The organism is Blastococcus sp. VKM Ac-2987, assembly GCF_026967805.1.
In the GTDB taxonomy this organism is placed as follows: Bacteria; Actinomycetota; Actinomycetes; order Mycobacteriales; family Geodermatophilaceae; genus Blastococcus.
In genome coordinates, this window is the sequence record NZ_JAPVBG010000001.1 from 1506700 (window position 1) to 1531888 (window position 25189).

Annotated in this window: 24 protein-coding genes, 2 tRNA genes and 1 other RNA gene; 8 read left to right on the top strand and 19 right to left on the bottom strand. The window is 75.1% G+C overall.

All coding sequences use genetic code 11. The features are described 5' to 3' along the window. Nucleotides 1-7 precede the first annotated feature (7 nt). Complete coding sequence (locus O2W17_RS07505; protein ID WP_269191776.1) at nt 8-1297, bottom strand: MFS transporter; 1290 nt, start codon at nt 1295-1297, stop codon at nt 8-10. Further along, the gene (locus O2W17_RS07510) at nt 1294-1896 is read right to left on the bottom strand and encodes a winged helix-turn-helix domain-containing protein (protein WP_269191777.1); all 603 of its coding nucleotides are present in this window, start codon (nt 1894-1896) and stop codon (nt 1294-1296) included. The genes O2W17_RS07505 and O2W17_RS07510 overlap by 4 nt, the downstream gene beginning before the upstream one ends. A gap of 140 nt (nt 1897-2036) precedes the next feature. Here O2W17_RS07510 and O2W17_RS07515 point away from each other — a divergent pair, with 140 nt between their 5' ends. The 3 genes from O2W17_RS07515 to O2W17_RS07525 are packed head-to-tail and all read left to right on the top strand — an operon-like array spanning nt 2037 to nt 4493. Then, nucleotides 2037-3047 carry a pirin family protein gene (locus O2W17_RS07515; protein WP_269191778.1) on the top strand — a complete coding sequence of 337 codons (1011 nt, stop codon included), beginning with the start codon at nt 2037-2039 and terminating at the stop codon, nt 3045-3047. Nucleotides 3048-3075: 28 nt separating this feature from the next. Beyond that, on the top strand, nt 3076-4044 hold the full coding sequence (locus O2W17_RS07520; protein ID WP_269191779.1) for a pirin family protein: 969 nt from the start codon (nt 3076-3078) through the stop codon (nt 4042-4044). A gap of 14 nt (nt 4045-4058) precedes the next feature. Beyond that, on the top strand, nt 4059-4493 hold the full coding sequence (locus tag O2W17_RS07525; protein WP_269191780.1) for a PPOX class F420-dependent oxidoreductase: 435 nt from the start codon (nt 4059-4061) through the stop codon (nt 4491-4493). 47 nt (nt 4494-4540) lie between these two features. Here O2W17_RS07525 and O2W17_RS07530 read toward each other — a convergent pair whose 3' ends face one another. Both O2W17_RS07530 and O2W17_RS07535 read right to left on the bottom strand, forming a co-directional pair. Next, nucleotides 4541-5299, bottom strand: a complete 759-nt coding sequence (locus O2W17_RS07530; RefSeq protein WP_269191781.1) for a VOC family protein — start codon at nt 5297-5299, stop codon at nt 4541-4543. Between the two features lie 76 nt (nt 5300-5375). Next, nucleotides 5376-7448, bottom strand: a complete 2073-nt coding sequence (locus O2W17_RS07535; protein ID WP_269191782.1) for a TPM domain-containing protein — start codon at nt 7446-7448, stop codon at nt 5376-5378. 120 nt (nt 7449-7568) lie between these two features. Between O2W17_RS07535 and O2W17_RS07540 the strand changes: the two genes are divergently transcribed. Further along, a complete protein-coding gene (locus O2W17_RS07540; RefSeq protein WP_269191783.1) occupies nt 7569-7943 on the top strand; it encodes a Rieske (2Fe-2S) protein in 375 nt (124 codons plus the stop codon). A gap of 9 nt (nt 7944-7952) precedes the next feature. On the opposite strand, the gene O2W17_RS07545 is transcribed toward O2W17_RS07540, so the two are convergent. The 9 genes from O2W17_RS07545 to O2W17_RS07585 form a co-directional block, all read right to left on the bottom strand. Continuing rightward, on the bottom strand, nt 7953-9650 hold the full coding sequence (locus O2W17_RS07545) for an ABC transporter ATP-binding protein (protein ID WP_269191784.1): 1698 nt from the start codon (nt 9648-9650) through the stop codon (nt 7953-7955). Next, nucleotides 9647-10741, bottom strand: a complete 1095-nt coding sequence (locus tag O2W17_RS07550; protein ID WP_269191785.1) for an ABC transporter permease — start codon at nt 10739-10741, stop codon at nt 9647-9649. The genes O2W17_RS07545 and O2W17_RS07550 overlap by 4 nt, the downstream gene beginning before the upstream one ends. A gap of 1 nt (nt 10742) precedes the next feature. Beyond that, complete coding sequence (locus O2W17_RS07555) at nt 10743-11849, bottom strand: ABC transporter permease (protein ID WP_269191786.1); 1107 nt, start codon at nt 11847-11849, stop codon at nt 10743-10745. A gap of 108 nt (nt 11850-11957) precedes the next feature. Further along, nucleotides 11958-13604 carry an ABC transporter substrate-binding protein gene (locus tag O2W17_RS07560; RefSeq protein WP_269191787.1) on the bottom strand — a complete coding sequence of 549 codons (1647 nt, stop codon included), beginning with the start codon at nt 13602-13604 and terminating at the stop codon, nt 11958-11960. 353 nt (nt 13605-13957) lie between these two features. Then, the gene (gene recR / locus O2W17_RS07565) at nt 13958-14557 is read right to left on the bottom strand and encodes a recombination mediator RecR (protein WP_269191788.1); all 600 of its coding nucleotides are present in this window, start codon (nt 14555-14557) and stop codon (nt 13958-13960) included. A 43-nt stretch (nt 14558-14600) separates the two neighbouring features. After that, complete coding sequence (locus O2W17_RS07570; RefSeq protein ID WP_269191789.1) at nt 14601-14939, bottom strand: YbaB/EbfC family nucleoid-associated protein; 339 nt, start codon at nt 14937-14939, stop codon at nt 14601-14603. A gap of 52 nt (nt 14940-14991) precedes the next feature. Beyond that, nucleotides 14992-17403 (bottom strand): DNA polymerase III subunit gamma and tau, encoded by a 2412-nt coding sequence (locus O2W17_RS07575; RefSeq protein WP_269191790.1) that lies wholly within the window; start codon nt 17401-17403, stop codon nt 14992-14994. Nucleotides 17404-17481: 78 nt separating this feature from the next. Further along, nucleotides 17482-17577: signal recognition particle sRNA small type (gene ffs, locus O2W17_RS07580), an RNA gene on the bottom strand. Between the two features lie 118 nt (nt 17578-17695). Then, nucleotides 17696-17780, bottom strand: a tRNA-Ser gene (locus tag O2W17_RS07585). Between the two features lie 164 nt (nt 17781-17944). Here O2W17_RS07585 and O2W17_RS07590 point away from each other — a divergent pair. Together O2W17_RS07590 and O2W17_RS07595 are read left to right on the top strand one after the other, a co-directional pair. Further along, entirely contained in the window at nt 17945-18292 is a 348-nt protein-coding gene (locus O2W17_RS07590) for a hypothetical protein (RefSeq protein WP_269191791.1), read from the top strand. Nucleotides 18293-18308: 16 nt separating this feature from the next. After that, on the top strand, nt 18309-20066 hold the full coding sequence (locus O2W17_RS07595; protein WP_269191792.1) for a serine/threonine-protein kinase: 1758 nt from the start codon (nt 18309-18311) through the stop codon (nt 20064-20066). Between the two features lie 72 nt (nt 20067-20138). Here O2W17_RS07595 and O2W17_RS07600 read toward each other — a convergent pair. The 5 genes from O2W17_RS07600 to O2W17_RS07620 all read right to left on the bottom strand — a co-directional run bounded on the left by O2W17_RS07600 (nt 20139) and on the right by O2W17_RS07620 (nt 22590). Next, nucleotides 20139-20226, bottom strand: a tRNA-Ser gene (locus O2W17_RS07600). A 10-nt stretch (nt 20227-20236) separates the two neighbouring features. Then, on the bottom strand, nt 20237-20701 hold the full coding sequence (locus O2W17_RS07605) for a nucleoside deaminase (RefSeq protein ID WP_269191793.1): 465 nt from the start codon (nt 20699-20701) through the stop codon (nt 20237-20239). An 82-nt stretch (nt 20702-20783) separates the two neighbouring features. Then, nucleotides 20784-21431, bottom strand: coding sequence for an HAD family hydrolase (locus O2W17_RS07610; RefSeq protein WP_269191794.1), 648 nt, complete (start codon nt 21429-21431; stop codon nt 20784-20786). After that, the gene (locus O2W17_RS07615; RefSeq protein ID WP_269191795.1) at nt 21428-21931 is read right to left on the bottom strand and encodes a tRNA adenosine deaminase-associated protein; all 504 of its coding nucleotides are present in this window, start codon (nt 21929-21931) and stop codon (nt 21428-21430) included. The genes O2W17_RS07610 and O2W17_RS07615 overlap by 4 nt, the downstream gene beginning before the upstream one ends. Then, entirely contained in the window at nt 21928-22590 is a 663-nt protein-coding gene (locus tag O2W17_RS07620) for an O-methyltransferase (protein ID WP_269191796.1), read from the bottom strand. The genes O2W17_RS07615 and O2W17_RS07620 overlap by 4 nt, the downstream gene beginning before the upstream one ends. Before the next feature lie 115 nt (nt 22591-22705). On the opposite strand from O2W17_RS07620, the gene O2W17_RS07625 reads away from it, so the two are divergent. After that, nucleotides 22706-23599: a prephenate dehydrogenase gene (locus O2W17_RS07625; protein ID WP_269191797.1), complete on the top strand. Its 894-nt coding sequence runs from the start codon at nt 22706-22708 to the stop codon at nt 23597-23599. Nucleotides 23600-23645: 46 nt separating this feature from the next. Next, nucleotides 23646-23879 carry a DUF2630 family protein gene (locus O2W17_RS07630; protein ID WP_269191798.1) on the top strand — a complete coding sequence of 78 codons (234 nt, stop codon included), beginning with the start codon at nt 23646-23648 and terminating at the stop codon, nt 23877-23879. 74 nt (nt 23880-23953) lie between these two features. Here the strand turns inward: O2W17_RS07630 and O2W17_RS07635 are convergent, their stop codons facing one another. Further along, the gene (locus tag O2W17_RS07635) at nt 23954-25174 is read right to left on the bottom strand and encodes a PucR family transcriptional regulator (RefSeq protein ID WP_269191799.1); all 1221 of its coding nucleotides are present in this window, start codon (nt 25172-25174) and stop codon (nt 23954-23956) included. Nucleotides 25175-25189: the final 15 nt, after the last annotated feature.

The following is a 25189-nucleotide window of genomic DNA, read 5'->3' on the forward strand; positions in this document are numbered from 1 at the left end:
TGGGCCCTCAGTATCCGACGGTCGCCCCACCGGGGGCCACGGCGGTGTCCGCGACGGTCGACCGGGGCAGCCGCAGGCAGCCGAGCACGCCGAGCGCGGCCACCGCCGCGACGGCCAGGAAGCCCGCCTCCAGCCCGGCCGCGGCGACCAGCGGCGGCACTGCCAGGTTGCCGGCGATGCCGCCCAGCGCCATGGCCAGCGACATCGCCGAGACGGCGGTGGCCCGGTGGACCGCGGCCACCCGGGTGTGCAGCACCGCGCTGAGCAGCGGCCACGAGGCGCCGTGGGCGACGTAGTACAGCGCGAAGCCGGCGGCCGCGATCCCCAGGACGTCGGGGCCGGCGAGCGTGGCCAGTGCCAGCGCGCCGACGGCGGTGAGCACCGCGCAGGCGGCGCGGGTCGAGCCCCCCAGCAGCCGGCGCAGGGCCGGGACCGCCATCGCCCCGACGGCGGCAGCGCCGAACGAGATCGCGAGCACGCTGCCGTAGACGGCGGCACCGCCGTCGCGACCGCCGGCCAGGTCGGCGAAGCGCACCGGGCCCAGCAGCTCGCAACCGACCAGGCCCACCCCGCCCACCGCGGTGAGCAGCAGGACCACGCGCATCGGCCCGTCGGTCACCGACAGGCGGACCGCGCCGGTGAGCGTGCGGGGCAGCTCCCGCGCCCCGGCCGCGAGCGCGGCGCCGACGCTGCCCTCCCGCGGCGGCCGGTCCTCGGTCAGCAGCCGGAGCACCGCCGCGAGGAAGAGCAGGTCGAGGCCTGCGGCGACGACGTAGGGCCAGGCCAGGGCATCGGCGCCACCACCCAGCAGGCCGGGCAGCAGCCCGCCGGCGACGGCGCCGACGGCCAGGCCGCCGCCGTCGGCGGCCGACCGCCGGGCCAGGCCCGGTGCGACGTCGGCGGCGGGGTCGATGCGGGCGACGGTGTCGACGTACCACGCCTCGACGGGGCCGGAGTCCAGCGCCCGGCCGACCCCGAGCAGCAGGATGCCCGCGAGGAAGCCGGAGAAGCTCGTCGCGGTGGCGAAGACCAGGCACGACGCCAGGTGCAGCACCGTCCCGGCGACCACCACGGGGCGCCGGCCGAGCACGTCGGCCAGCCCTCCGGTGGGCAGCTCCAGCGCCACCACCACGGCCCCGTGGACGGTGAACAGCACCCCGATCTCGGCCAGGGACAACCCCCGGGCCTGCGCCAGCAGCACCGTGATCGGCGTGGTGAGCCCCACCGGCAGCCAGCGCAGGGCGGTGAGGCCGACCAGCCGCCGGGTGGCGGAGCGGACGGTGGCCGGGCCGGTCACGACGGCCACTCGTGGAGCGGCAGCACGTCGAGCAGGACGCTGACCTGCTCAGCACCCTCGACGGGGCGGGCGCTCGCCGGGTGGGCAGCCAGCCAGCGGGCCAGCGTGGCGGTCAGCTCCGCGGTGAGCGCGCGAGCCTGCGCGGGCGTCAGCCGGAGCGCGTAGTCGTTGAGGGAGGCGGCGTCGGTCCAGGCCGGGTCGAGCTGCTCCCGCTGCTCGTACCAGGCGTCCAGCACCCGCGCGTGCTGGTCGATCTGCAGCCGGGTCATCTCCTCCTGCACCTCGGCGCCGCCCTCCTGGGCGAGCAGGTCGGCGGCCCGCCAGCTGGTCATCCGGTGCCGGGCCCGCCACCAGCGCTCGCGGCCGGTCCCCTGCCCCTCGACCTCCTCGACGAAGCCGTAGCCGGCCAGCTGCCGCAGGTGGTAGCTGGTCGACCCGCTGCTCTCGCCCACGGCGCGGGCCAGCCGGCTGGCCGTCGTCGGCCCGTGCAGGCGCAGGTGCCCGAGGAGACGGTTGCGCAGCGGGTGGGACAGCGCGCGCAGGGCCCGGATGTCGGTCACCTCGACGGCGGGTTCCAGCGGCTCGGGCTGCGTGGGCATGCTCACACGCTAGCTGTGCAAAGAGGTGTTTGCAAAGCAATCTTTGCACCGAGCCGGCCGGCGCGACGGGGAGGGAGGACAACGAGCCCGTCCCGCGCTACAGTCTTCTGTTAGTTGAACACTCAACCGAGGAGGCCGGCATGCCTGCCGTGACCGTCGAGGACACCACCACCCTGGCCCGCGTCCCGCTGCCCGCACCCAGGACCGTCCGCCGGCGCACGCGGTCGGTCACCACCGCGCCGTCGGGCTTCGAGGGTGAGGGTTTCCCGGTCCGCCGTGCGTTCGCCGGTGTGGACCTGCGCGCTCTGGACCCGTTCCTGCACATGGACCAGATGGGCGAGGTGGAGTACGCCCCCGGCGAGCCCAAGGGCACCAGCTGGCACCCGCACCGCGGCTTCGAGACCGTCACCTACCTCCTCGACGGCACCTTCGAGCACGCCGACTCCCACGGCGGCGGCGGCACGATCAGCGACGGCGACACCCAGTGGATGACCGCCGGCGGCGGCGTCCTGCACATCGAGCGCCCGCCGGAGCACCTGGTCGTCAGCGGCGGGCTGTTCCACGGGCTGCAGCTGTGGGTGAACCTGCCCCGCGCCCAGAAGTGGGTGGAGCCGCGCTACCAGGACCTGCGCGCCGAATCCTCGGTGCTGCTGGCCAGCCCGGACGCCGGCGCCTTCCTGCGGGTCATCGCCGGGGACGTCGCCGGCCACACCGGTCCGGGCGCCACGTACACCCCGATGGCGATGGTGCACGCGACCGTCTCCCCCGGCGCCACGCTCGACCTGCCCTGGCGGCCGGACTTCAACGCGCTGGTCTACGTGCTCTCCGGCGCCGGGTCGGTCGGCATCGACGGCGCCCCGGTGCGCACGGGCCAGCTCGCGGTGCTCGGCCCCGGCGACACGGTGACCGTGCGGGGTGCGGTGCACCAGGAGTCGCGGACGCCGGCGCTCGACGTCGTCGTCCTCGGCGGCCGGCCGATCAACGAGCCGATCGCCATGTACGGCCCGTTCGTCATGAACACCCGGCAGGAGGTGGCCGACGCGTTCACCGACTTCTCCGCCGGCCGGCTGGGCTCGATCCCCGCGCAGCGCGTCGAGGGACCGGTTCCCCACGCCGGCGTCCGGGGTGAGACTGGGCAGACGCCGGCCTGACGCCGCGGCGCCGAGGAGGGGACGCGCGATGAGCAACCTGGACCGCCACCCGCCCGCCCGCGACCTGGGCGGGCTGGCCGGCACCACCGCCGGGCCGGCGCTGGACCTGCTCCCGGGCAAGGAGGTGCTGCTCGGCGAGAGCACCCACGTGCGCCGGCTGCTGCCCACGCTCGGCCGGCGGATGGTGGGCGCCTGGGTCTTCGTCGACCACTACGGCCCCGACGACATCGCCGCGGGCCCGGGCATGCAGGTGGCGCCGCACCCGCACACCGGGCTGCAGACCGTGTCCTGGCTGCTCGACGGCGAGGTGCACCACCGCGACTCCCTCGGCAGCGACGTGCGGTTCCGGCCCGGCGAGCTGGCACTCATGACGGCCGGGCACGGGATCGCCCACTCCGAGCAGTCGCCGGCGACCCACCCGCGGTACCTGCACGGGGCCCAGCTGTGGGTGGCACTGCCGGAGGCCGACCGCGAGGTCGCCCCGCACTTCGAGCACCACGGCGTGCTGCCCGGCTTCAGCTCCGACGGGCTCACCGCCACGGTGCTCATGGGCGGCTTCGGCGGCGCGACGTCGCCGGGGCGGGCCTACACCCCGCTGGTCGGGGTCGACCTGGAGCTCGCCGCCGGCGCCGACGTGGAGCTCCCGCTCGAGGCCGACTTCGAGTACGGGCTGCTGGCGTCGGCGGGGTCGGTCACGGTGGACGACGTCGTGCTCGAGCCCGGCGCGATGCTGTACCTGGGCACCGGCCGCACCACGCTGCGGGTGCGCGCCGGGACGGGGTCCCGGCTGCTGCTGCTCGGCGGGGAACCGTTCGAGGAGCGCCTGGTGATGTGGTGGAACTTCATCGGCCGGTCGGGCGAGGAGATCGCCGACTACGCCGAGCAGTGGAACGCCGAGTCGCGGCGCTTCGGCACGGTCGAGGGCTACGACGGCGACCGGCTGGCGGCACCGCCGCTGCCACCGGTCGCGCTCCGGCCGCGCGGCCGGGTCCGCTGAGGCAGGCTGCGTCCATGACCGCCTCCCCCGGCCCCGATCCCCGGCTGCTGGCCTTCGTCGCCGAGCAGCGCTGGGGCGTGCTCGCGACGGTCAAGCGCGACGGCCGGCCGCAGCTGTCCAACGTCGGCTACGCCTGGGACGACGGCCTGATCCGCGTCTCGGTGACCGCCGACCGCGCGAAGACCCGCAACCTGCAGCGCGACCCGCGGGTGACGCTGCACGTGGCGTCGAAGGACTTCTGGACCTGGGTCGCCGTCGAGGGGACCGCTGAGCTCACGCCGGTCGCGCAGGACCCGCACGACGCAGCGGTCGAGGAGCTGATCGCCTACTACCGCGGCATCTCGGGCGAGCACGAGAACTGGGAGGACTACCGCGCGGCGATGGTGGCCGACCGCCGGCTCGTCGTCCGGTTCCGACCCGAGCACGCGTACGGGCAGCTGCCCGGCTGAGCCCGGCGCGCCGGCGCGCCCCGTTCGCACCGGCTACCGGGTGGAGCTCACCCGGCCGCGACCTCCATGACGGAGAACGACGCGCCCCACGGGTCGGTGAGCACGGCGAACCGGCCGTACTCGGTGTCCTCGGCCGGGAGGAGCACCTTCGCACCCGACGACGTCGCCGTGGCGACCGCGCCGTCGGTCGAGGTCACCGCGAAGCAGGTCGACCAGCCCTTCGGCACCCCGGGGACGACCGCGCCGAGCCCGCCGAGCGGGTCACCCCCGGTGGCGAAGGTCGTGTAGCCCTCCCCGCCGGGGATCTCCTCGAACCGGAACCCGAAGACGGCGGTGTAGAACGCCCGGGCCGCCTCCGGGTCGTCGACCGCCGCCTCGTTCCAGACCAGCGAGCCCGGCTCGTTGTACCGCTGCACGCCGGTGTGCTCGCCGGACTGCCACAGGCCGATCGGGTTCCCCTGGGGGTCGAGGGCGACGACCATCGTGCCCATGGGCCCGACCTCCATCGGCTCGACGAGCACCGTGCCGCCGGCCTCCCGGATCCGGGCGACCGCGGCGGCCGCGTCGTCCGTCGCGAAGTAGGTCGTCCAGCGGGGCGGGTCGTCCGGGTCCATCTGCGGACCGAGCCCGGCCACCTGCCGGCCGTCCTTCTCCGCGTTCAGGTAGCCGCCGAACTCGGGGTCACCGCCGGTGTACTCCCAGCCGAGCAGAGCGGTGTAGAACTCCTTCGCCGCCGCCAGGTCGGCTGCGCCGTAGTCCACCCAGCACGGCGTTCCGGCCGGCCAGGGGGTGTCTCGCGTGGGCATGGTTGCCTCCTCCGGTTGTGGGGGAGGTCACCGTCCCACCGGAGTACGACAGTTCGGGGCGCCGGCTGCGCGACGGTCAGAACCGACCGCCGCCGGACCGGCCCCCGCCGCCGAAGGAGCCGCCCCCGGACCGGCCCCCGCCGCCGAACGAGCCGCCGCCGGACCGTCCGCCGAAGCCGCCGCCTCCGCCGAAACCGCCCCCGAAGCCACCGCCGGAGAAGCCGCCGCCGAACCCACCCCGGCGGCCGCCGCCGAGCAGGATGCCGCCGAGCACCAGGCTGCCGAGGTCCACCCCGCCGCGCCGGTACCCCCCGCCGTAGCCGCCGCCCATGCCGCCGTAGCCGGAGTTCCACCGGTCGACGTCGTCCTGCGCCAGGTCCAGCGCGTGCTGGGCGAGCATCCCGGCCTGGTGCGCCTCGCGCACGGCGCTCACCGGATCGGTGCGGCCCAGCTCGACGGCGGCCTCGAAGTGCCGCTGCGCCTCGGCCAGCCGGGTGCGCGCCTCGGGGCCCACCGCGCCGCGCCGCGTGTCGATGAAGTCCGCGGCCGCGGCCACCGCCGAGCGGGCGGTGAGCAGCGCCTGGTCCAGCGCGGCCGCGGCCCGGCGGGCCTGGGTCTGCGCGTCGCGGGCCGCCGAGAGCGTCTCCTCCAGCGCGGCGTCGGCGTCCTCGAGCTGGCGCAGCGCGGCCAGCGGGTCCCCCGGCGTGCCGCCGGACGGCCGCAGCGCGGCGTCGGCCGCGGCCAGCGCCGCCTCGGCCCGGGCGATCTGCGGCTGCAGGCCGCTGCGGTCGCCACCGGCCACCAGGGCCCGGGCCTCGGCGAGGTCCTTCTCCGTCTCGGCCCGCGTGGCCGCCACCCGGCCGGCGGCCGCGTCGAGATCGGCGGCCAGCCGGCCCACGGCGTCGAGCAGGGTGCCGGTCTGCGCGACGGCGTCCTCGGCCGCGCGGATGTCGCCGACGGCGTCCCCGGTCCGGCCGGCGGCGAGCGCCTCGCGGGCCTCGCGCACCTCCTGGTCGGCGGCGTCGAGCCGGGCCCCGGCCTCGCGCACGTTGTCGGCGACGGCGGTCACCGCCGAGCCGGAGAACCGCTGCCGGATCCCGGCGAGCCGCTGCTCCTCCTCCGGCAGCCGCCCGCGCAGCGCCGCGATCCGCGGCTCGAGGCCGGCGAGCACCTGCGGAGCGGTCCGCTCCAGGTCGCGCAGCTCCTCGAACGCCGCGCGCTGCTCGTCGAGCCGGGCGTCGGCGGCCTGGGTCAGCGCCAGGATCTCGGCCAGCATCCGCCGCGTCGTGGGATCGTCCTCCGGAACCTCGTCGTCGAGCTCCTGCCGGATCGCGAAGGCGCGGCCGACGTCCGCCTTGGACTGCGCGAGCGCGGCGCCGAAGCCGGCGACGGCGTCCTCGCCGTACTGCGACCGGGCGAAGTCCAGGTCCAGCTGCGAGGTCTTCACCGCCTCGTCCATCTCCAGCAGCGCCTCGCTGGCGCGGCCCTGGAGCTCGTCGGTGGGCACGCCCTCGTACGGGTCGGGCGCCGGCCGCTGCCGGCCCGCGGGCGGCGCCCCGCCGGCGCGGTTCCGGCGCGCGCGGCTCACCAGGTAGGCGCCGCCGCCGACGACCGCGATCCCGCCGACCACCAGCAGCGCCCCGGCGCCGCCGGAGCCGCCGTCGGACCCGGTCTCCGCCGGCTGCGTGGTCGCCGTGCCGTCCGACCCGAGCAGCCCGGCGAAGGTGGCCACGCCGCCGGGGAAGTCGCCGGCGGCGAACTGCGGCGCCACCTGCTCCTCGGCCAGCGCCTCGAGCTCGTCGCGGGAGAGCGGGGAGTCCGCCGGCCGGAGGAAGCCGTACAGCCCGTCGTCCAGGGCGACGGCGAGCAGCGCGTCCTCCGCGGAGAGCTGGCTGAGCTCGGCGGTCGCCTGCGCCCACTCCGACTCGTTCGCGCCGTCGAAGCTGGACACGAACACCACGTAGAGGTCGGTGCCGGTGGCCGAGCGGAGGTCGTCGATCGCGTCCTCGACCTCGGCCGTGCCGCCGTCGAGCGCACCGACCTCGTCGACCACCTGCTCCGGCAGCCGGAACGGCGGCACGGCCCAGGCCGGCCCCCCGGTGACCAGGAGGACGGCGAGCACTCCCAGGACGACGCACAGCCGGCGCACGGATACCTCCTGGAAGGGCGAAGTCGAACCTGGACGACCCTACCGACGGGCGAGGGGTCCGGCCCGGCCGCGGTGGGTAGGGCCGGACCCGTCGCCGTCCACCGCACCGAGGAGAGCCACGTGCCCGAGCCCGACGCCGTCCCCGCCGCCGAGCTGCCGCCCGGGACGGTCCGCCGCGCCGGCGACTGGGCCGTGGGCAACCGGGGCCCGGGCCCGGACGGCGAGGACCGGTACTTCGCCGTCTCCCGGCGCTGCCGCCACCAGCTGGCCGACCTCGCCGAGGGCAGCGTGGACGCCGACGGGTGCCTGGTCTGCCCCTGGCACCAGGCCCGCTACGACGTGCGCACCGGCGAGATGGTCGAGGGCCCGCGCGGGTTCCTCGGCTACCACGGGCCGACGCCGGTCTACACGCAGCTGGTGCGGGTGATCGGGCAGCTGGCGCGGCTGCGCGTGCGCCGGGCCACCCGCACCGGCGACGACGTCGTCCTGGAGTAGCCGCCGCGCTCAGGTCCCCTGGAGCTGCTCCCACACCGACCGGCGCCGGGCCTGCTCGTCCGGGTCGGGCACGGGCAGGGATGCCAGCAGCCGCTGCGTGTAGGGGTGCCTCGGGTTGCCCAGCACCTCCGCCCCGGTGCCCTCCTCGACCAGCTCGCCCTGGTAGAGCACCGCGATGCGGTCGGCCAGCAGGTCGACGACGGCGAGGTCGTGGCTGATGAACAGGCAGGCGAAGCCCAGCTCGCGCTGCAGCTCGTCGAACAGCTCCAGCACCCGCTTCTGCACCGACACGTCCAGCGCCGAGGTGGGCTCGTCGGCGATCAGCAGCTCCGGGTCGAGGGCCAGCGCGCGGGCCAGGCTGGCGCGCTGCCGCTGACCGCCGGACAGCTCGTGCGGGAACCGGTCGCCGAAGGCCTTGGGCAGCTGCACCGCCTCGAGCAGCTCGTCCACCCGGCCGCGGGCGTCCTGCGGGTCCTCCGCCCGGCCGTGCACGACCAGCGGCTCGGCGACGGCGTCGGCGATGGACAGCAGCGGGTTGAAGCTCGACGCCGGGTCCTGGAACACGAACCCGATCCGCTCGCGCACCGGGCGGAACCGCTTCTCCCGGACCCCGTTCATCTCGGTGCCGAGCACCTGCAGGGAGCCGCCGGTCACCTTGGTCAGCCCGGCGATGGCGCGGCCGATCGTCGTCTTGCCGCTGCCGCTCTCCCCCACCAGGCCGAGCACCTCGCCGGGCCGGATGGCGAAGCTGACGCCGTCGACGGCGACGAAGTCGGGCTTGCGCAGCCGCCCCGGGTAGACGATCCGCAGGTCCCGCGCCTCGACGACCGGGGTGGCGCTCTCCCAGGCCCGGGTGCGGGAGTCGGCCCGGTCCTGGGTGCGGGCCCGCCCCTCGCCCAGCCGCGGCACCGAGGACAGCAACTGCCGGGTGTAGGGGTCCTGCGGGGCGGAGAACAGCGTCCGGACGTCGGCCTGCTCGACGATCCGCCCCTGGTACATGACCGCCACCCGGTCGGCGAGGTCGGCCACGACGCCCATGTTGTGCGTGATCAGCACGATGGCGGTGCCGAACTCGTCGCGGCAGCGGCGCAGCAGGTCGAGGATCTCCGCCTGCACCGTGACGTCGAGGGCGGTGGTCGGCTCGTCGGCGATGATGACGCCGGGGTCGAGCACCAGCGCCTGCGCGATGACGATGCGCTGCTTCTGCCCGCCGGAGAACTGGTGCGGGTAGGAGTCGACGCGGTGCTCGGGGTCGGGGATGCCGACCCGCCGCATCACGTCGATCGCCTTCTCCCGCGCCTCCTTCTTGCTGAACTTCCCGTGCGCGCGCAGGCCCTCGGCGATCTGCCAGCCGACCGGGTACACCGGGTTCAGCGCCGTCGACGGCTCCTGGAACACCATCGCCGCGTCCCGGCCCCGGACCTCCCCGAGGTCGGCGCGGCCGAGGGTGACGACGTCGGCGGTGCTGGCGCCGTCCTTGCTGGTGAGCAGCACCGCACCGCGGGTGGTGGCGGTCTCGGGCAGCAGGCCCAGGATGCTGCGCGCGGTCACGGTCTTGCCGCTGCCGCTCTCGCCCACGATCGCCAGCACCTCGCCGGCGGCCACCGACAGGGTCACGCCCTGGACGGCGGCGACGTCACCGGCGTCGGTGGCGAAGGAGACCGTCAGGTCCTCGATGCCGACGACATCCCTCGTCGGACCGCTCATCGCTGTCCCTCCTGCGGGTCGGTGGGTCGCTCGAGCCCGTCGGTGCCACCGGGGCTCTCGACCGGGGCGGTGTACGGGCCCACCGCGACCGAGGTCTCGGCGACGTCGGACGGCGCCGCGCTCCCGCGCCGCCGGCTGCGCAGCCGCGGGTCGGCGAGGTCGTTGAGGCTCTCCCCGACCAGGGTCAGCCCCATCACCACCAGCACGATGGCCAGGCCGGGGAAGATCGACGTCCACCAGATGCCGCTGGTGACGTCGGACAGCGACTGCTTGAGGTCGTAGCCCCACTCGGCGGCCGCGGTCGGCTCGATGCCGAAGCCGAGGAAGCCCAGCCCGGCGAGGGTGAGGATCGCCTCGGAGGCGTTGAGCGTGAGGATCAGCGGCAGCGTGCGGGTGGAGTTGCGGAACACGTGCCGCGACATGATCCGCCAGTGGCCGGCGCCGATGACGCGGGCGGACTCGACGAACGCCTCCGACTTGATCCGCACCACCTCCGCGCGCACCACCCGCAGGTACTGCGGCACGAAGATCACCGTGATCGACAGCGCCGCGGCGAGGATGCCGCCGAAGAGGCTCGACTGCCCGCCGTTGACCACGATGCCGATGACGATCGCCAGCAGCAGCGCCGGGAACGCGTAGATGGCGTCGGCGACGACGACCAGCACCCGGTCCAGCCAGCCGCCGAAGTAGCCGGACAGCAGCCCCAGCAGCACGCCCAGGAGCAGCGAGAAGATGACCGCGGCGACGATGACGAACAGCGCGGTGCGCGAGCCCCAGATGACCCGCGACAGCACGTCGTAGCCGCCGACGGTGGTGCCGAGCAGGTGGTCGGCCGAGGGCTCCTGCTGGGCCCCGAACGGGCCGGTCGCGTCGCGCAGCTGGTCGTACTCGTAGGGCGCGAGCAGCGGCGCGAAGATCGCCGTCAGCACGAAGAAGCCGGTGAGCACCAGGCCCGCGACCAGCATGCCGCGCTGCAGGCCCACGCTCTGCTGCACCTGCCGGAGCACGGGGAGGTCGCGCCAGCCGCGGCGCCGGCGCCCCGCGGGCTGCGATCCGGACGAGGCCTCGGGAGCGTTCACAGCGGTCGCCATGTCAGTACCTCACCCGGGGGTCGATCAGCGCCGCGATGACGTCGACGACGAAGTTGATGACGGCGACGATCACGGCGGCCAGCACCACGATGCCCTGGACGGCGACGAAGTCGCGGGCCTCCAGGTACTGGACCAGCTGGAAGCCCAGGCCCTTCCACTCGAACGTCGTCTCCGTCAGGACCGCGCCGCCCAGGAGCAGGGCGATCTGCAGGCCGATGACGGTGACGATGGGGATCAGCGCCGGCCGGTAGGCGTGCTTGCGCAGCAGCCGCCGCTCGCTGACCCCGCGCGAGCGGGCCGCCTCCACGTAGCCCATGCCCAGCGTGCCGATGACGTTGGTGCGCACCAGCCGCAGGAACACCCCGGCGGTGAGCAGCCCGAGGGTGAGCGCCGGCAGGACGGCGTGCTGGAGGACGTCGCTGACCACCTCGCCGTCGCCGGTCGAGAACGCGTCGATGAGGTAGATGCCGGTGGACGAGTCCAGCGTCTGCAGCTGGATCTCCGAGCCGGTGGTGGCCCGCCCGGCGACCGGCAGCCAGCCCAGCTGGACGGCGAAGACGAGCTTGAAGACCAGGCCCGCGAAGAAGACCGGGGTGGCGTAGCAGAGGATCGCGAACACCCGCAGCGCCGCGTCGGGCCACCGGTCGCGCAGGTAGGCGGCGAGGCGGCCCAGCGGGATGCCCACCAGGAAGGCGACGATCAGCGCGTAGCAGGCGAGCTCGAGGGTCGCCGCGCCGAAGGTGGTGAGCACCTCGGTCACCGGGCGGTTGTCGCTCTGCGTCGTCCCGAAGTCGCCCTGCACCAGCGCGGTCAGGTACTCCCAGTACTGCACCAGGATCGGCCGGTCGTAGCCGGCCTCGCGGACCCGCTCCTGGAGCTCGGCCGCGGGCAGCCGCCCGCCGAGCGCCGCGGTGATCGGGTCACCGGTCAGCCGCATGAGCACGAAGACCGTCGTCACGAGGATGAAGATGGTCGGGAAGATCAGCAGGAAGCGGACCAGCAGGTAGCTGCCCAGTCCGCCGCCCCCGCCGCGGCGCCGGCGGCGGGGCGCCGGCTCGTCGTCCGGGGCGTCGGTGCTCCCGGTGAGCTCGGTCGTGGTCGTGGTCATGTCTCCACCCAGATCGGTGCGGGAGTTCCGTACGTGGGCGGCCCCGGGTGACCCGCGCGCGGCGGGTCACCCGGGGCCGGGTGGTACTGGCTCGGCGCGCCGGCTCGGTCAGCCCTTGCTCAGGGCGCCGTACCGGAACTTGAACGACGCGTCGAGGGTGTCCTCGGCGCCGGACACGTCGGTGCCGGTGACGGCGACCTGCGCGCCCTGGAGGTAGGGCACGGTGGAGAGGTCGTCGGCGACGAGCTCCTGGATCTGCTCGATCAGGGCCTGGCGCTCGGCCGGGTCCTCCGTCGTCGCCTGCTGGAGGATCAGGTCGTTGACCTCCTGGTCCACGTAGTGGTTGCCCAGGAAGTTCTCCTCCAGGAAGAACGGCGTCAGGTAGTTGTCGGCGTCCGAGTAGTCCGGGAACCAGCCGAGCTGGTAGGCCGGGTAGACGTCGTTGGTGCGCTGCTCGGAGTACTGCGTCCACTCGGTGGTCTGCAGGTCGACCTGGAACAGGCCGCTGGACTCCAGCTGGTCCTTGATCAGCGCGTACTCGTCACCCGAGGACGGGCCGTAGTGGTCGTTGGAGTACTGCAGGCTCAGCTGCACCGGGGTGGTGACGCCGGCCGCCTCGAGCACCTGCCGCGCCTGCTCGACGTCGGGGCCGCCCTCGCCGTCGCCGTACTTCTCCTGCAGCGGCTGGATGGCACCGGTCAGGCCCTCGGGGACGAAGGAGTAGAGCGGGGTGTAGGTGCCCTTGTAGACCTGCTCGGCCAGCTCCTCGCGGTCGATCAGGCTGGCGACCGCCTGGCGCACGGCGAGCGCCTTGGCCGGGTCGGCCTCCGGCGTCGTCGCGCCGTAGGGCTGGGTGTTGAAGTTGAAGACGATGTACCGGATCTCGCCGCCGGGGCCGTCGACGACCTGGACGCCGTCGTCGCTGCGCAGGTCCTCGATGTCGGTCGCGGAGAGGCTCCGCCACGCGACGTCGATGTTGCCCTCCTGCACGTCCAGCTTCAGGTTCGAGGCGTCGGCGTAGTACCTGACGTTGACCTGCTCGGTGCCCGGCTCTCCCAGCAGCCCCTGGTATTCGGGGTTGGCCGCGTAGGTGACCAGGTTGTTCTGGTCGTAGTTGGTGATCGTGTACGGGCCGGCAAAGGCCTCGCCCTCGACGATCTCCTGGTCGGGGGTCAGCTCGGTGGCCGAGAGGACGTCCTCGTCGACGATCGGGCCGGCGGGGCTCGACAGGATCTGCGGGAAGACCTGGTCGTTGGGGGACTTCAGGTTGAACACGACGGTCTGCTCGTCGGGGGTGTCCACGCTGTCCAGGTTGTAGAGCAGCGAGGCCGGGCCCTCGGGGTCGTTGATCGCCAGCTGCCGGTCGAAGGTGAACTTGACGTCCGAGGAGGTCAGCTCGTTGCCGTTGGCGAAGGTGAGCCCGTCCTTCAGCGTCACCGTGTACTCGGTGGGCGAGGTGAACTCGGCCGACTCCGCGATGTCCGGCTCGACCTCGGGGCTGCCGTAGGGCGTGTTCATCAGGAACGGGTAGACCTGGTTCATCACGGCGAACGAACCGTTGTCGTACGAACCGGCCGGGTCGATCGTGGTGATCTTGTCGCTGGTCCCGATGGTGATGCTGCCGCCGTCACCGCCGCCGGAGCCACCGCCGCTGCCGTCGCTGTCGCCGCCACCGCAGGCGCTGAGCACCAGGGCCGCGGCCGCGATGCCCGCCGTGGCGACTCCGCGCCGACGGCCGATCGAACCGGAAGTCATCCGTTACCTCGTTCTCTTCGACAGCGACGGCGGACGATCTCCACGCAGTCGCCCTTGGGACCAGAAGATCTCAAGGTCTAACACAGCGTTCCTCAGCGGTGAGAGGTGCCCGGAGCGCCGTTACCGCGTCGTGACTGCGGGGGCGAGGAGGTGGCGCACGGCGGGCCACCGCCCCCGGTGACCGACGGTGCGCGGGCGCCTGCGGGACGCGAGGCCATCGCACGGCGGGGCGCGGCAGCAGCTCTCCCGCGCGCGGTCGGTCTCTGCCCAGCCGGGGTGGGCAGAGACGGACCGCGGCCAGGGCAGCTGCCGCCCCCGGGCCGGTGGGGCGCACCGGTCGGCGGCGCCGGTACTCAGGCGTCGATGCGGCGGCGGCCCTCGAAGGCTCGACCCAGCGTGACCTCGTCGGCGTACTCGAGGTCGCCGCCGACGGGGAGCCCGCTGGCCAGCCGGGAGACCGCGAGCCCCATCGGGCCGACCAGGCGGGCGAGGTACGCCGCCGTCGCCTCACCCTCGAGGTTCGGGTCGGTGGCGATGATCAGCTCGGTGACGGCGCCGTCCATCAACCGGGTCATCAGCTCCTTGACCCGCAGGTCGTCGGGGCCGACGCCGTCGATGGGGCTGATCGCGCCGCCGAGCACGTGGTAGCGGCCGCGGAACTCACGGGTGCGCTCGATCGCGACGACGTCCTTGGGCTCCTCGACGACGCAGAGCACGTCGTCGGCGCGGCGCGGGTCGCGGCAGATGCGGCACTGCTCCGCCTCGGCGACGTTGTAGCAGGTCACGCAGAAGCGGACCGACTCCTGGACCCGGGTCAGGGCGGCCACCAGCCGGCTGACGTCGGCGGACTCGGACGACAGCAGGTGGAAGGCGATGCGCTGGGCGCTCTTCGGCCCCACGCCGGGCAGGCGACCGAGCTCGTCGATCAGGTCCTGGACGGCACCCTCGTACACGGGGCTCCTCGGGTTGCGAAGTGGATCGGGCGGGCGGGCCCGATCAGAGGCCGGGCAGCCCCAGGCCGCCGCCGAGACCACCGGCCAGGGGGCCCATGCGGTTCGCGGTCATCTCGTCGGCGGCCCGCTTGGCGTCCCGGACGGCGGCGACGACGAGGTCCTGCAGCGTCTCGAGGTCGTCGGGGTCGACGGCGTCGGGCGCGATGGTGAGCGCGGTCAGGTCGCCGTCGCCGGTCATCGTCGCCGAGACCAGGCCGCCACCGGCGGTGCCGGTGACCTCGGTGGCCGCCAGCTCCTGCTGGGCGGCGGCGAGCTGCTGCTGCATCTGCTGCGCCTGCTTCATGAGCTGCGACAGGTCGGGCTGTTGGCCTCCGGGGAACATGCCACGAGAGTAGGCCGCGGATGCGACAGGTGAGGGCGCGCCGCCCCGCCCGTCAGCCGTCGACCGGCCGGGCGCCCAGCTGGGCGCGCAGCAGCTGCAGGGCTGCCTGCTCCTGGTCCACGGCCGGTGCGGGCTCGCGGTCGCCGTCGGAGGAGGTCTCCGCCGCCCGCTCGGCCATCAGCTCCCGGGCCTCGGCGGCCTCCGCCGCCCGTGCCGCCTCGCGCGCCTCCTCCGGTGCCGCGTTCCGCGCACCGGCCGCCGGGCCGGCCCCCTCGACGACGGCGTCGACGCGCCAGCGGACACCCAGCAGCTCGTTGAGCGCCTCGCGGAGGACGTCCTTGTTGAGGTCGTCACCGAGCCGCCGGGCCAGCGCCGGCGACGACGTCGAGAGCGTGAGCACGCCGTTGGCCAGCTGGTGCACCTGGGCGTTCTTCAGCAGCGCCTCGGTGGTCCGCTTGTGCTTCTTCACCACCGCGAGCAGCTCCGGCCACACCCGGCGGACGTCGGTGGTGGTCAGCTCGCCGTCGGAGGCGGCCTCCGGCGGGTTGGCCGAGACGACCGGCGTCGGCTCCCCGCCCCGCGGTGCGGGCGCGGACTCCGCGGCGGCGCGCGGCGGCGACGCGGGCGGGCGTGGCTGCTCGAGCCGCGCGGCCGCGGCCTGCACCGCGGCCGGCTGCGCCGGGTGCGGCCAGTCCTCGTCGTCGGTCGGCTCCGGCGGCAGCGGGATGTCCGGCTCGTCGGCCGTGACCCGGGTGCGCCGGGCAGGCTCGGCCGCCGGGGCAGCCGGAGTGGTCGGCGCGGCGGGCGCGGCCGGCGGAGCGGTGCGCGCCCGGTTGCCCGGCTGCGCCGTCTCGGGCCAGTCGTCGGCCGGGGCGGCGGGTGCGGCCGCGGCGGACCGCGGGCGGCTCCCCGGCGTGGCGGTCTCCGGCCAGTCGTCGCCCGACGGGGCAGGTGCGGGCGCGGGTGCGGCCGGTTGCGCCGACGCGGCAGCAGCCGCGGCGGCCGGGGCCTGCCGCGGCGGGGGCTGCTGCTGCGCCGCGGCCTGCTGCTGCGGCGAAGCGGCCGGGGCCTGCCGCGCCGGGGCGGCCGGGGCCGGCTGCGCCTGCGGTGGGCCGGCCGTCCGGCCCGCCGCCTGCTGCTGGGCCTGCGACCTGCGGACGAACTCGCGCCGCGCCGCGCCTGCCTCCTCGGTGGGAGCCGGCGCGCGGGGCGTCTCGGCGGGCGCCGGCGCGCGGGGCGTCTCGGCGGGGACCGCCTCCTGGTGCCCGACCTCCGCGGCCGGCCGGCCGGCGTGCTCGCCGGCGATCGACATCCGCCGCTCGAGCCGCTCCAGGCGCTGGAGGGTCGCGGCCGCCGAGCCGTCGGTGGCCGGCAGCAGCATGCGGGCGCACACCAGCTCGAGCAGCAGCCGGGGCGCCGTCGTGCCGCGCATCTCGGCGAGGCCCTCGTGCACGGTGTCGGCCATGCGCGACAAGGTGGCCGAGCCGAGCGCCTGGGCCTGCTGGTTCATCAGGTCCAGCCGGTCGGGCGGGCAGTCGAGCAGGCCGTTGCCACCGGCGTCGGGCACGGCGTCGAGGACGATCAGGTCGCGCATCCGGTCGAGCAGGTCGGTGGCGAAGCGGCGCGGGTCGTGGCCGGCCTCGACCACGCGGTCGACGGCGCGGAAGACCCCGGGCGCGTCGGAGGCGGCGAGGGCGTCGATGGTCTCGTCGAGCAGCGCGTCGTCGGTGACCCCGAGCAGGCCGACGGCGCTCCGGTAGGTGACGCCCTCGGGTCCGGCCCCGGCCAGCAGCTGGTCCAGGATGGACAGCGAGTCGCGCACCGAGCCACCACCGGCCCGCACCACCAGCGGGAAGACCGTCGGCTCGACCTGCACGCCCTCGGCCGCGCAGGTCTTCTCCAGCAGCGAGCGCAGCGTCGTCGGCGGGACCAGGCGGAACGGGTAGTGGTGGGTGCGCGAGCGGATGGTCGGGAGGACCTTCTCCGGCTCGGTCGTGGCGAAGACGAAGACCAGGAAGTCCGGCGGCTCCTCGACCACCTTGAGCAGGGCGTTGAAGCCCTGCGTGGTGACCATGTGCGCCTCGTCGACGATGTAGACCTTGTAACGGCTGCTCACCGGGGCGAAGAACGCGCGCTCGCGCAGATCGCGGGCGTCGTCGACACCGCCGTGGCTGGCCGCGTCGATCTCCATGACGTCCAGCGAGCCGGGGCCGTCGGGCGCCAGCGCGACGCAGGACTCGCAGACCCCGCACGGCGTGGACGTCGGCCCCTGCTCGCAGTTCAACGAGCGGGCCAGGATGCGCGCCGACGACGTCTTCCCGCAGCCGCGCGGGCCGCTGAAGAGGTAGGCGTGGTTGATCCGGCCGCCGTCGACCGCGTTCATCAGCGGGGTGGTGACGTGCTCCTGCCCGACCACCTCGGCGAAGGTCGCCGGGCGGTACTTGCGGTAGAGCGCCAGAGCCACGCCGTGGAGGTTACGTGGCCGGACCGACCGGACGGAGGTGCCGGTGGACGGCGGGCCGCGGGATCGGCCCCCGGAAAAGATAAGGACCCCCCGCGCACCCGCCAGAGCCCGCTTATCCTTGCTGCCTTCCGGCCCTGGGGAGGTTCACAGGGTGACGCCACACGAGGGGTCGGACACCACTGTAGGGCACGCCGGCCGGAGCGCGCCGCCCCCCTCGCCGCCCCGGTCGGTCCTGCGCCCGCGCCACGGACGGCGACGGGCCCCGGTGCACGCACCGGGGCCCGTCGTACTGCGGAGGATGGGAGATTCGAACTCCCGAGGGGTTGCCCCCAACCCGCTTTCCAAGCGAGCGCCATAGGCCACTAGGCGAATCCTCCAGGTACGGGAGCGATCGTACCGGGCGCCCGTGCGACGCTCGCCGGGACACCACCGGACGGGCCGTCCGGCGCGTGGTGCGGCATCCTGCACCCGAGCAGGGTTCACCGGGCCGCATGCGGGGAAGGGCCTGGAACTGCGGGCCGGAGACGAGGAGGCGCAGGACATGGCAGAGCACGGCGAGGTGCGGCCGGACGTCGTGGAGGCGATCGTCGGCGTGCTCAAGGGGGCCGATGCCGGGGAGTTGCCGGCCGGGGCCACCGCTGCGGAGAAGACCGCGGCGAAGGACCGCTACCTGTCCGAGTTCGTCGCCGAGCGCAGCAAGCGGGACCGCCAGGCGCAGGCATGGGAACTGCTGCTGACCCGCAGCTACGACGACCCGCCCACGTGGCGGCAGCTCTTCGACGACCTCGCCCCCGAGGCGCACACGGAGCTCGGGGAGCTCTACGACGTCCTCCCCGAGGGCGCTCGTGAGGAGTACGCGCGCCGGTACGGCGCGCCCTCCACCGTCTGACCCGCTGCGCCCGTCGATGACCCCTCCCGCCACCGGGCCCGGCCGGCTCATCGCCGGCCGCTACCGGCTGGAGTCCCAGATCGGCGTCGGCGGGATGGGCACCGTCTGGCTGGCGCGGGACGAGCTGCTGGGCAGGCCGGTCGCGGTCAAGCAGGTGCTCTCGCCGCTGGGAGCCGACGAGCAGCAGATCGACGAGCAGCGCCAGCGTGCGCTGCGCGAGGGCAGGATCGCCGCCCGGCTCAGCCACCCGCACGCGATCTCCGTCTACGACGTGGCCCTCGAGGGCGGGGCGCCCTGGCTGGTGATGGAGTACCTCCCCTCCCGCAGCCTCGCGGAGGTCCTCAGCGCCGACGGCGTGCTGCGTGTCGACCAGGTGGCGCAGATCGGCGCGCAGGTCGCCGACGCGCTCGCCGCCACGCACGCGGCCGGGATCGTCCACCGGGACGTGAAGCCGGCCAACGTCCTGATCGGGCAGGGCGGCCGCGTCGCCGGCCTGGTCAAGATCACCGACTTCGGCATCTCGCACGCCCGCGGCGACGTCACCCTCACCCAGACCGGCCAGATCACCGGCACCCCGGCGTTCCTGGCTCCGGAGGTGGCCCAGGGCCACGAGATGACCGAGGCCAGCGACGTCTTCTCGCTCGGGGCCACGCTCTACACCTGCCTGGAGGGCGTGCCGCCGTTCGGCATGGAGGACAACGCGCTCGGCATGCTGCACCGGGTCGCGGCCGGGCAGATCACTCCCCCGCACCGCGCCGGGGAGCTGACCGAGCCGCTGCTGCGGATGCTCGCCGGAGACCCCGCCGCGCGGCCACCCATGACCCGGGTGCGCGACGAGCTGGCCCGGCTGGCCGCCGGCCGGGACGGCGACACGACGACGGTGCTGCTGGCTCGCACCGACCTGCGTCCCTCCGCCGGCCCCGCCGGCACGGCGGTGTTCGCCACCGGGCCGGCCGCGACCCCTCCGGACGCCGCCGGAGAGCCTGCCCCCGCCCCCCCGGACGCGCGCACGCCCGCTCCCCCCGCCACGCGCACCCCGGCACCCCCGGGGCCCCCGGCCCGGGCAACCGCCGCACCCGCACCTGCTCCCGCACCGGCACCCGGCGGCCGCCGCGGACGGCGCCGGGGGGCGTGGGCGGCCGTGGGCGTCGCCGCCGTCGCGCTCCTCGGTGTGCTGGGGGTGTGGCTGGGCACCTCCAGCGGCCAGGATCCCGACGACACGGCGGCGTCACCCACGTCGGCTACCTCCGAGGCCCCCGCCTCCAGCGAGGAGCCGGCGCCCACGGAGCCGGTGCAGGAGGAGCCCCCGGCGCCCGTCGCCCCCCCGCCGGACGAGGACGGCGGGGACGACGAGGACGGGGAGGGCGAAGGCGACGGAGGAGGCAACGGCGACGGGGAAGGCAACGGCGACGGGGAAGGCAACGGCGACGGGGACGCCGACGGCGACGAGGACCGCGGCGACCCGCTGTCCGAGCAGAACATCCGCGACTTCGTGCGGGACTACCACCAGCTGGTGATCCAGGACCCGGCCCGCTCGTGGGAGCTCACCGGCCCGACGCTGCGCGCCAACATCAGCCGTGACGGCTACATCCGGTACTGGGGCCAGTTCGAGGACGTGCGCCTCGACGACGTCCGCGCGACCGACGGGCAGACCACGGCGACCGCCACGATGGAGCTGCGCTATGCCGACGGCCGCCGGGAGACCGGGCCGCACGTGTTCACGTTCCTGGTCCGGGACGGGCAGCTGATCCTGGACAGCGACTTCCCCGCCTGAGGGACCCGCCGCAACGACGACGGCGGCGCCCACCGGGTCGGGGGACCCGCGCGGACGCCGCCGTCGGACTGCTGGCGGTGGCGGTGGGATTTGAACCCACGGAGGCTTGCACCTCACACGCTTTCGAGGCGTGCTCCTTCGGCCGCTCGGACACGCCACCGCCGAAGAGACTACAGGCCCCGCTGACCGCGGAAGAAGGCGCGTAGCAGCGCGCCGCACTCCTCGGCCCGGACACCGCCGGTGACCTCGGGACGGTGGTTGAGGCGCCGGTCGCGGACCACGTCCCACAGCGAGCCCGCCGCCCCCGCCTTCGGGTCGTCGGCGCCGTAGACCACCCGGTCGACCCGCGCCAGCACGCTCGCGCCGGCGCACATCGTGCACGGCTCCAGCGTGACCACCAGCGTGCAGCCGCCCAGCCGCCAGCCGTCCCCGTGCACCGCCGCCGCGGCGCGCAGGGCGAGCACCTCGGCGTGCGCAGTGGGGTCGCCGCGCTTCTCCCGCTCGTTGGCGGCCTCGGCCAGCACCGCGCCGTCGGGCCCCAGGACGACAGCGCCGATCGGGGTGTCGCCCCACTCCTCCGCGACAGCCGCCAGCTCCAGCGCGCGCCCCATCACCGCGTGGAGATCCGGGCTCACGGGGTCTCCTGTCGACGGTCCGTCTCTGCCCAGCGCAGGTGGGCAGAGACGGACTGTCCCGGGAACCGTCCCCTGGGCCGGCTCAAGCCGTCCCGTCCAGCGGGAAGCCGACCAGCTCGGACAGCTCCGCCAGCGCCGCCCCGGGCTCCACCACCTTGATGGTCGAGAACCCCAGCGCCCGGGCCGGCTTGAGGTTGATGCCGAGGTCGTCGAGGTAGGCGGAGTCGGCCGCCTCGACACGGTGGCCGACCGCCTCGGACAGCCGGTCCAGCGCCCGCCGGTAGATCTCCGGCTCCGGCTTCCGCACGCCCTCGGTCGAGGACTCGACGATCGCGTCGAACAGGCCGAGCAGGTCGCCCAGCCGGCCGGTCCGCTCCATCGGCGCCACGTTGTTCGACAGCAGCCCCACGGGGAACCCCGCCGCGCGCAGCCGGCGCACCGCGTAGACCATCGCCGGGCGCAGCTCCCCCTGCAGGGCGGCCAGCACGCGGGAGGCGTCGATCCGGTGCCCCAGCGCGGCGGCCTCGGCCTCGAACGCGGCGGAGAACCCGGCGACGTCCAGCTCGTTGCGCTCGTACCGCGCCCAGGCGTTGGTGTCCGGATCGGTCGAGTTCAGCTGCCTGATCAGCCCCTCGGGCAGCCCGGCCTCCCGCTCGTAGGCGGCGAAGGCGTGCATCGGGCTCTCGGTGAGCACGCCGCCCAGGTCGAAGATGACCGCCGTGACCGTCACGGGGCCACCGCCGCGGCCAGCTCGTCGGCGAAGCCCAGCCGGGTGGCGATCCGGGCCACCATCTCGTCGGCCCACAGGTCGTCAGCGGTCACGATCGGTCTCAGCTCCTCTGCCGGCAACCCGTCGTCGGCGAACAGGTCCAGGTCGCCGCCGGGCCAGCCGGTCTCGTCGTCGTCGAAGGCGCCCTCGGTGTCGACGCCGATCCCGTAGCGTTCCACCACCTCGGCGGCGAGCACCCACTCGAGCATGGTCGCGTCCGAGATCAGCGCCCGCACCATGCCCCCGGGGCCGTGCCGCAGCGCCACGAAGTACAGCCGTGAGTCGACGACGAGCACGATCGGCGGCGGCCATCCCCCGGCGCCGGGCTCGCCCAGGGCCCGCTCGAGCACCGGGAGCTCGTCACCGGCGTCGGCCGCGAGCAGCTCGACCTTCCAGCCTGAGTCGACGCGGGCCACCCGCACCGCGTAGCTCGCCGGTCCCGCCGCAGCGACCTCGCTCATCGCTTGCGCAGCAGGGTCAGGCCGTCGGCGAGCGGCAGCAGCGCCGTCTCCCACCGCGGATCGGCGGCCAGGGCGGCGTTGAGCTCGGCCAGCGCCCGGTCGGACTCGTCCTGCGGATCGAGCACGCGCCCCGACCGCAGCGTGTTGTCCAGGAGCACCACCCCGCCGCGCCGGACCCGGGGGTGCAGCTCCGCGACGTAGGCGGCGTAACCGGTCTTGTCCGCGTCCACGAACGCCAGGTCGAAGGCTTCCTCCGCCGGCAGCGCCCGGAGGGAGGGCAGCGCGTCGCCGATGCGCAGCTCGATCCGCCCGGCCACCCCCGCCCGCTCCCAGTGCCGCCGGGCGACCGCCGTCCACTCCTCGCTGCGGTCCAGGCACAGCAGCGAGCCGTCCTCCGGCAGACCCTGCGCGATGCAGAGGGCGGAGAACCCGGTGAAGGTGCCGATCTCGATCGCCGTGCGGGCACCCACCGCCGTGGTGAGCAGCCGCATCAGCACACCCTGCTCGGGGGCGATCTGCATCGTGCCCGGGACCTCGCCCCGCGCGGCCATCTCCGCCGTCTCCCGGATCAGGTCGGCCATCACCGGGTCGACCGGGTCCGAGGAGGCACGGACGTACTCCGCGAGCTCCGGGGTGAGCAGGAAGGAACGGGGCGTCATGGCGCGTGGGGCGGCAGAGGCGGGCGGGTCGGCGTCATAGCCTCTGATCATGGCCGACGCCGCACGTCCTGGGGGCACACCCACCGGCGGGGGCCCGTCCTTCCCGGTCCCGACCATGCCCGCTCCCCCGGTCGGCGTGGTGGGGCTGGGCCAGCTGGGCGGCTCGCTGGCCGCCGCGCTGGCGGCCGCCGGTCGCCCGGTGTCCGGCTGGGACGTCGACCCGGCCGCCCGCGAGGCGGCGGCCGCACGGGGGGTCCGCATCACCCGGGAGCTCTCCGGCGTCGTCGTCCTCGCCGTGCCCCTGCCGGCGATGGCGACCGCCCTCGACGGGCTGGCCGTCGACCCCGACGCGACGGTGACCGACCTGGGCTCGGTGAAGGTGCCGGTGCTCGACGCCGTCGGCCGCACCCTGGGACGGCGCTTCGTCGGCGGGCACCCCATGTGCGGCACCGAGCGGTCCGGCCACGGGGCCACCGACCCCGCGCTGTTCACCGGCGCCCGCTGGGCGCTGTGCCTGGAGCCGGACACGGAGCTGCCGCGGTGGCTGCGCGTCGCCGAGGTAGCGCTCGCGGTGGGCGCGGAGGTGGTGCCGGTGACCGCCGCCGAGCACGACGACGCCGTCGCCGCGATCAGCCACGTCCCGCACCTGCTGGCCGCCGCGCTCGCCGCCGCGGCCGCCGACGCCGGTCCGCTGGCCCTCGCGCTGGCAGCCGGGAGCTTCCGGGACGGCACCCGGGTGATCGGCAGCGACCCCGGCTTCGTGACCGCGATGGTCGAGGGCAACGCGGAACCGGCCGCCGCCGCGCTGGACCGGGTCCTCGCCCAGCTGTCCCGCCCCTGGCCGGAGCTCGTCACCGCAGGCCACGCCGTCGCCACCCGCACGCCCGGCCGGCGCACCGTCCGGGTGCCGCTGGAGCGCGCTGCCCTGCTCGCCCTCGGCCGCGCCGGCGGGGCGGTGCACCGCCGGCTGGCCGCCTTCGTCGAGGGCTGGGTGCCGGGCCAGGGTTGACTCCCGTCCCGGTTTCGCGCCCGCGTCCCCGGGCACGGACCTGGGCATGGACGAGAACGACCTTCTGCAGCGCATCCACGCCCTGGTGGACGAGGAGCACGCGCTGCGCGACAGCAGCGAGCACACCGACGAGACGCGGGCCCGCATGAGCAGGCTCGAGGCCGACCTCGACCAGTGCTGGGACCTGCTGCGGCAGCGCCGGGCGAAGCGCCAGTACGCCGAGGACCCGGACGAGGCCGAGGTGCGTCCGGAGCAGCAGGTGGAGAACTACCTCCAGTAGTCGGAGGACCCGGTCCTCCTCACCGCTCGCACGCTCACGGCGAGCCGCTGGACGGGCCCGCCCACGAACGGTCACTAGGCCGAGCGCCGGGCCGGCTCCCCGTGCTCGGTGCCCAGCAGGGCCAGCTGCCAGAGCAGCCGGGAGCGGGGGTCGGTCACCTTCCGGCCGGTCACCGACTCGATCCGCCGCAGCCGGTGCATGACCGTGTTCCGGTGGCAGTACAGGGCGTCGGCGGCGCGGGTCGGTGACCCGTCGGTGGCCAGGAACGCGGCCAGCGTGTCCAGCAGCACGTCGCGCTCGTCCTCCGGCAGCTCGAGCAGCCCGCCGAGGGACTGGCCCACCAGGCGGGAGCTGATCTCGGGCGAGTTGCTCAGCAGCGCCTCGGGCAGCCGGTCGTCGATGCTGACCACGCGGCTCGCCCCGGCCGGCAGGGTGCGCACCGCCGTCTCGGCCAGCCGGTAGGCCGCACCGGCCGCCGCGGCACCCACCACGACGTCGGAGACCCCGACCGGACCCTTCGCGGCCCCGCGCAGCAGGGTCAGCAGATCACCGGGGCGGATGGCCGCGAGCACCACCACGCCCACCTGCGCGTCGCCGCGCACGCCCCACACCGACCGCACGCCGCGCTTCAGCAGCGCCTCGCCGGGGGCGCCGAGCGCCGGCTCCCCGTCGGGACCGGGCAGCGCCACGACCGCCATGAGCCGCCCGTCGAGCGGCATGGCCAGGACCTCCGAGGCGGTGCGCACGAAGGAGGGGTCGCTCCCCCGGCCCTCCAGCAGGCCGTCGAGCGCCTGCTGCCGGGCCTGCTCGTCGACGCCGTCGAGCCGCCGCTGCTCCTCCCGGTAGCCCTCGGCGACCGCGGCGCACTCCGCGTCGTTGCTGCGCCACACCGAGCCGGCGACCTCCAGCAGCAGGGTGTCGTGCTGCCCGGTGCCGTCGCGGGACACCGCGAGCAGCGCCTCCCAGGTGACCTGGCCGCCGAGGCGGTAGGCGCGCAGCACCGACTCCAGCGGGACGCCCTGGGCCGCCCGCCGGCGGCCCACCGCCCGGGCCGATGCCAGGTGCAGGGTGCCCGTGCCGGCGGCCGCGCTCATCAGCGACCGCAGCCCGCCCTCCAGGTTCGACCGCGTCGACGTGCGCACGTCCTGCTCGGACTGCTCGACCAGCTCCCGGTAGGCCGGCTCCGTGCGGGCCAGGACGTCGACCATGCGGTCGGTCATCGCGTCGAGCTGGTCCATCAGCCGCGGCGCCAGCTGCCCGAGCCTGGTCGCCACCTCCGGACGGAAGGGCTGCACGCGATCACCTCCTCC